Source organism: Nitrospirota bacterium, from assembly GCA_040756155.1.
Lineage (GTDB): Bacteria > Nitrospirota > Thermodesulfovibrionia > JACRGW01 > JBFLZU01 > JBFLZU01.
Genome location: JBFLZU010000019.1, coordinates 1 through 6,092, shown reverse-complemented (window position 1 = coordinate 6,092; position 6,092 = coordinate 1). Strand labels below are relative to the sequence as shown.

Sequence of the window (6,092 nt, the reverse complement as noted above, 5' to 3'; positions counted from 1 at the left end):
TTTCCCTTTAACTATGCTGATGCAGAGCAAATACAAACAGAGAGTGGTCTTTTTTTAGTTGAGATACATATAGAAAAGGGTGGCCTTAAAATAGGGGGAAATAAGCCAATAAAACTCATATTACGCGATTCCTCTGGAAATCCCATTGAAGGAGCCTTCATAAAGGCAACCCCATGGTGTGCTGAGCATGGACATGGTTCAAGTAAGCAAACTATTGTGCGAGAGAAAGATAGAGGCCTTTATATTATCGATAACATCTACCTCCAGATGAAAACTAAATGGAATTTAATAGTTGAGATAAAATATAAAAATAAAGAAGACTCCGTAGCAATTCCACTCCCGAAAGTTAAATAACTAAACCTTTTCATATCGAAAAGGTTCCATCTCTAATCTTTCCAAAATGAAAAACACTTTAATAATAAATAACCCACTTGAGCATTCTTCTCAGTCAGACAATTTGACTTTTATTTGATATTTCAAATGGTTACAGACTGTGCAACATAAACATAGATGTAGGTATAAGAATTGCTTTATAAAAGTTTAGAAGGAAGCATACTTATTCAAAATAATCGATTTTATTGGCTTTTATTAAAGAGATTGCTTCGTCATCCCGATAAATCGGGACTCCTCGCAATGACAGAGAGTGGCATCATTACTCAATTTGTCATTGCGAGCGAAGCGAAGCAATCCCGTATTTTTGGCACTGATTAGAAGGGAGGAATTTAAAAATGACACTTGAGAGGTGGCTGAGAGTAATAACAGGTATTTTAATACTCATAAGCCTTGCACTTGCATTTCTTTACGAGAGTGAAAAATGGCTATATATCACTGGAATCTTCGGTTTTAACCTTTTTCAATCGGGTTTCACAAACTGGTGCCCCATAATGGCAGTTCTCAGAGTACTGGGGATAGGCAAAAAGCAAGGCAAAGAAAAATAAAAGCCTTCGTATAAGAAAGGAGGTGGGAATTCGTCTATTGTCTATTGATCTAATAGGGTTTGAAGAAAGTTAAAGAAAGGAGGATAGAGATAATGGAAAAAATAAAGAAAATGAGAGGGAAGCTGTTTCTCGTGGGATTACTAATTGCTGTATTCACAGTCGCTGTATTTAGCAGTGGTGCGATATTTGCTCCGAAGAACTTTCAGGATATCTACAATAGAATCGGTAAGTACATCATGCTTGTCCCTGGTAAATTTTCAGGCACAGTAGCTGCTGTAGATTTGTCAACAGGGAAGACCCTTGCATGGATATCCTTCTGGAATTATGGAGACTATACCCCGATCACCCACCATATAGCTGCATTCCCATCCGAAGATCCGTATAAGGGATTTGAGTACATCATTAATACGCAGGGTGGGAAGAACCTGTATATCTATGGCATCCCGACAAAGGTTAAAGACCCTGCCGCTGGTTTTCACATCTACAGGGTCAAGTACGATGGAACAAAGATGAATCTTATCGAGGATGTGGCTGAAACCACAGGTCTTGGTCTTGGAGTCCATGTGACTATATCTGAGGATGCAAAGAAATTTGCTGTCGGAGATGGTCAGAAAGATATCATAGGTGTATTCGACAGAGAAACATCCAAGGTTGATGCAGCGATCTTCTACGACTGGGAGCCGAATATTAAAAATGTAAAAGAGGCATGGAGTGGTGGTGGAAAACTGATTGTAAAAAAGATATCTCCTGACCCGAAGACTGGCAAATATGACCTGCAGGGCCTCAAGGGCCTCAAATTAGACTGGGAACTCGTCCCTGGTGGAGAGAACTTTCTTGTAGAGGGTAAGGTTACAGGTCCCAGGGCAATAAATTCAGTCGGAGTGGATGCCCTGCTTTTTGACCCGAGAGGAAGGTGGGCAGTAACCGCACTCAGAGTTGTTGGTGCATCCGTGATCCATGATAAAACTAATAACTACGAACCAGTCGGTGTGATGTATTCGTATAGAGGTAAAATTACTGTAGGAAAACTGAATAAGGTAGATAAAGATACATGGGAAATCGACATACCAAAGGTAGAGAATTATGCTCATCAGGCAGGATTCTCACCGGACGGCAAACACTTCCTATTAATGGGCGCTATCATGGAGAACGCCATATATGTCTGGGATTCCTCTGATCACTCAAATCCAATGAACTGGAAGCAGAAGACTGCGGTAACGAAACCTGAGTGGAGAGGCGCTTACCCGCAAACCTTCCATATGGGATTCACCCCAGATAGCAAGAAGGTCTATGTGACACTGTGGTGGCCATCACCAACACCTAATGGATATGCTGTTGTTGATGCCGTAAATTGGAAGGTTATCAAAGAGGTAGAGATAGGTCCTGACCAGCATACACTTCAGGTAACATATGATGGAAAACATATGACTGGTGTATTCAGTGCATACCAGAAGACACAAAGTGGAATTTTCATCGTGGATGTGAAGACAGACAAACTTATCGGGTTCCTTCCGAACACAGCAGGGTCCCATGACCATGTGATTGTTCCGAGAACCTTAAAAGACCTGAGGATCAGCAGGTCACCAACTACATGAGGAGGTGATAAAAATCAGGATACGGGGGTGACCCGTATCCTGATTAAACATTATAAGTCATTCCTGCGAAGGCAGGAATCCAATCTTTGAGTTTCTTGTGTTTATCTGGATTCCCGCTTACGCGGGAATGACAATTAATGATGAATATCTCAAAATTACTAAACTATAGTATGAGAAGATGCTTAGATACCTTAGCCTTACATTCCTTGCGTTACAGAACCTCCGTAGAAGACCATATAGAACCTATGCCCTTTTGATTGCGGTTGCCATAGTGAGTGGTGCAGTATTTTCTACTGCGATATTAATAATGGGTGTAGATAATAGTTTAAAGTTGGGGCTTTCGAAATTCGGGGCTGATATGATTGTTGTTCCCAAAGGTGCACTGGTCAGCATGAAATCTGCACTCCTAACAGGAGAGGCATCAATCTTTTATATGAATGAAGATATAATGCGGGATGCCCCAACCATCAAAGGGGTGAAGAATGTCTCTCCACAGGTATTCCTTACAACTGCAGAAGGTGAATGTTGTGCTATAGGTAATGCCTTTGTCGTCGGTTTTGATCCTGCTACTGATTTTACTGTGATGCCCTGGCTCGAAGAGAAACTCGATGAACCCTTTGGCGACTTCCGGGCAGTTGTCGGGGGATTAAACCCTTACAACACAGGAGATAACATAACTTTTTATGGTCAGAACTTAAGGGTCTACGGGAAACTCGGCAAAACAGGCGTAGGTCTTTATGATAATGCTGTCTTTATAACAATGGAGACGGCATATGAGCTGTCCGAAAAATCCAAGAACAATCCCAGGGTGGTACCACTTGCTCTGGATAGAGGTAAGATTTCAGCAGTCCTGATCCGGCTTGATGTTGGTGCAAAACCAGAACTAGTAAACTTTACTCTCAGCAAAAACCCTGATGTTAAGGTCATTACTGCGGGGAATATAATCACATCTGTAAGACAGAATCTCGTAGCCCTTTTCAGCGGGACATTTATCTTAAGTGTGGTACTCATCGTCGCAAACGTCATGATGATAAGCGCAATCTTCTCAACAATCATAAATGAAAGAAGAAGAGAACTTGGATTATTAAGGGCTATTGGAGCAAGAAAGCACTCAATTTTTAGATTAATAGTATATGAATCAGCAATGCTTACTGCACTTGGTGGCATATCAGGGATTATAGTTGGAGGGATGATATTGAGGATATATCAAAGAACAATTATCTTTAATCTGAAGGCACTTAATATGCCGTATATCTGGCCCTCTATATCTTCGATGCTGTTTCTTGCATTAATTGCTGTAGGACTATCTGTGATCGTTGGAATTGTTGGAGCTTCATATCCAGCACTTATCGGCAGTAAGATGCACCCCTATGATGCTATAAGGGGAGGTGAGTAGATGATAAGTGTAAAGGGATTATGGAAGATATATGAAGTGAGTGAACAGAGGATTGAGGCGGTCAAGGATGCGAATCTCGAAATAAAAAAAGGGGAATTTATATCAATTGTAGGACATTCAGGTTGTGGAAAATCCACTTTTCTGAGCATGCTCGGTGGACTAACAGAACCAACAAAAGGAGGTATCCTGATAGACAATGTAGATATCTGGCGGTTAAATGATATGGAGATTTCCGATTTGAGAAATAAAAAAATTGGTTTTATCTTTCAATTTGCGAGTTTGATACCAACCCTTAAGGCTATAGAGAATGTGGTTCTTCCAGTTGTTTTTAATAGCAGTGTTCGTAGCAGAAAGGAGCTATATGAAAGGGCAAAAGAACTTTTGTACAGGTTTGGATTATCTGACAAGATAAATGCCTATCCATCAGAGCTTTCAGGAGGTCAGCACAGAAGAGTAGCTGTTGCAAGGGCATTTATAAATAAACCAGAAATCATTCTGGCAGATGAACCGACAGGTGATTTAGATGAACATGCAGAAAAGGAGGTTATAGATTTCTTCTTAGAAACCAACGAAAAAGAACGGATAACTTTCATTATGGTTACCCATAATCTGAGCCTTGCTAAAGAAACTAAGAGGATACTCCATATGAAGGAGGGAATAATTTCAGGCTAAATTATAAGGGGGGAGAAAGTGAGACTCTATCAAGTAGCATTAAAGGAGATAAAACACAGGAAGATTCGAACAATCTATACAGCCCTCGGGATAGCTATTTCGATGTCTATGCTGATAGGAGTGATCATTACTGCTAATTCAGCCAATAAAGAGGTTCTCAATACCATCGCAAAGTATGGACATAGCTTGACCATCCTCCCTGCGATTGAGAAGGAAACCAGTTTAAGGATGTTTGGTATAGCGACCGGGCAATATATACCCGAGGAGGCTATACCGGAGATCGAGAAGGTCTATGACCAGGCCATAAGATCAGGCTGGGAGAAAATTGGAGGGCTGGTCTTAGGTGCTGGAACCATCGGAGGTGTAGATGAGTTTCAGAAGCCTACCTTTGCACCGAGACTTTATGAAGAAACAACGGTCAATGGGATTAATGTAATTGTGGGAGGTGTGGAGATAGATAAAGAATTAGTCGCAAGATTCTGGTGGGATGTTGAGAAGGGTAAATTTCTCGGAGGGGATGTTGCGGATATTTATACCCTAACCCTGCAACCTAAATTTAAGGGTGATGTGCCTGAAGCAGTCCTTGGTAATCTTTTTGCACAGGCGTCTGGACTCCGGGTCGGTGATACAGTAACCGTTGTTGAAACACCTTTAAAAGTGGTCGGAATATTAAATGAAACAGACTCCCCTGACGATTATATGATATTTACCCATCTTAAAACTGCTCAGAAGATATTTGGAAAGCAGGGTTTGATCTCAATGATTAATGTAAGGGCGATGTGCCCAAAATGTCCTGTTGGTGATGCTGTCATCGCAATATCGCAGAAGGTTGTTGGTGTGAGGGCAACTGCACAGAAAGAGATAGCCACTGCCCAATCAAAAATCTTTCGTAATACTGCGAATGTTATAATGGGATTCCTGATAATCTCTCTCATACTCAGTTGCATTGGTGTCTTCAATATGATGATGAATTCTATCTATAGTCGTATAAGAGAGATAGGACTTCTCAAGGCATTTGGTATATCAAAGCAACAACTTATAATGCTCTTTCTTTATGAGTCCATAGTTATCGGAATAATCGGAGGTGTTGTTGGTTTTGGTGTTGGAACAGGACTTGCCTATCTAATAGGACCACTCCTCTTTGAAGACATACTGATAAAAATTCCACTGAGATATTTACTGGTATCCATTATGCTTTCTACCCTGTCCAGCATTCTTGCGAGCATTTATCCTGCTTTTTATGCTGCAAAGATCAGAGTGGTAGAGGCATTCAGGGCTTTGTAAAGGAGGTAATCAGATGGAAAAATTCATTTCGGAACTTCACGAGGTATCAAAAATCTATAAGATGGGAATAGAGTCCGTTCATGCCCTGGATAATGTGCGATTGAATGTAGAAAGAGGGGGCTACATAGCAGTCATGGGTCCAAGCGGCTCGGGTAAGTCAACCCTTCTTAATGTTATGGGCGGCATAGACCAACCAACAACAGGAGA

Annotated in this window: 7 protein-coding genes; all 7 read left to right on the top strand. The window is 41.1% G+C overall.

Annotation, left to right across the window (positions count from 1 at the left end):
• The coding region (locus AB1488_01705; GenBank protein ID MEW6408813.1) for a hypothetical protein at positions 1 to 354 on the top strand (354 nt) is incomplete at its 5' end.
• Between the two features lie 374 nt (positions 355 to 728).
• A complete protein-coding gene (locus AB1488_01700; protein ID MEW6408812.1) occupies positions 729 to 938 on the top strand; it encodes a DUF2892 domain-containing protein in 210 nt (69 codons plus the stop codon).
• Positions 939 to 1,030: 92 nt separating this feature from the next.
• A complete protein-coding gene (locus AB1488_01695; protein MEW6408811.1) occupies positions 1,031 to 2,533 on the top strand; it encodes a hypothetical protein in 1,503 nt (500 codons plus the stop codon).
• Between the two features lie 178 nt (positions 2,534 to 2,711).
• Positions 2,712 to 3,929, top strand: a complete 1,218-nt coding sequence (locus tag AB1488_01690; GenBank protein ID MEW6408810.1) for an FtsX-like permease family protein — start codon at positions 2,712 to 2,714, stop codon at positions 3,927 to 3,929.
• Positions 3,930 to 4,601 (top strand): ABC transporter ATP-binding protein, encoded by a 672-nt coding sequence (locus tag AB1488_01685; protein ID MEW6408809.1) that lies wholly within the window; start codon positions 3,930 to 3,932, stop codon positions 4,599 to 4,601.
• An 18-nt stretch (positions 4,602 to 4,619) separates the two neighbouring features.
• Positions 4,620 to 5,885 carry an FtsX-like permease family protein gene (locus tag AB1488_01680; GenBank protein ID MEW6408808.1) on the top strand — a complete coding sequence of 422 codons (1,266 nt, stop codon included), beginning with the start codon at positions 4,620 to 4,622 and terminating at the stop codon, positions 5,883 to 5,885.
• Positions 5,886 to 5,898: 13 nt separating this feature from the next.
• Positions 5,899 to 6,092 (top strand): ATP-binding cassette domain-containing protein (locus AB1488_01675; GenBank protein ID MEW6408807.1); only part of this gene is annotated, 194 nt, incomplete at its 3' end.

Bases quoted from the DNA above. Each gene is read 5' to 3' on its own strand.
- AB1488_01700 (MEW6408812.1), top strand. From the start codon at position 729: ATGACACTTGAGAGGTGGCTGAGAGTAATAACAGGTATTTTAATACTC.
- AB1488_01695 (MEW6408811.1), top strand. From the start codon at position 1,031: ATGGAAAAAATAAAGAAAATGAGAGGGAAGCTGTTTCTCGTGGGATTA.
- AB1488_01690 (MEW6408810.1), top strand. From the start codon at position 2,712: ATGCTTAGATACCTTAGCCTTACATTCCTTGCGTTACAGAACCTCCGT.
- AB1488_01685 (MEW6408809.1), top strand. From the start codon at position 3,930: ATGATAAGTGTAAAGGGATTATGGAAGATATATGAAGTGAGTGAACAG.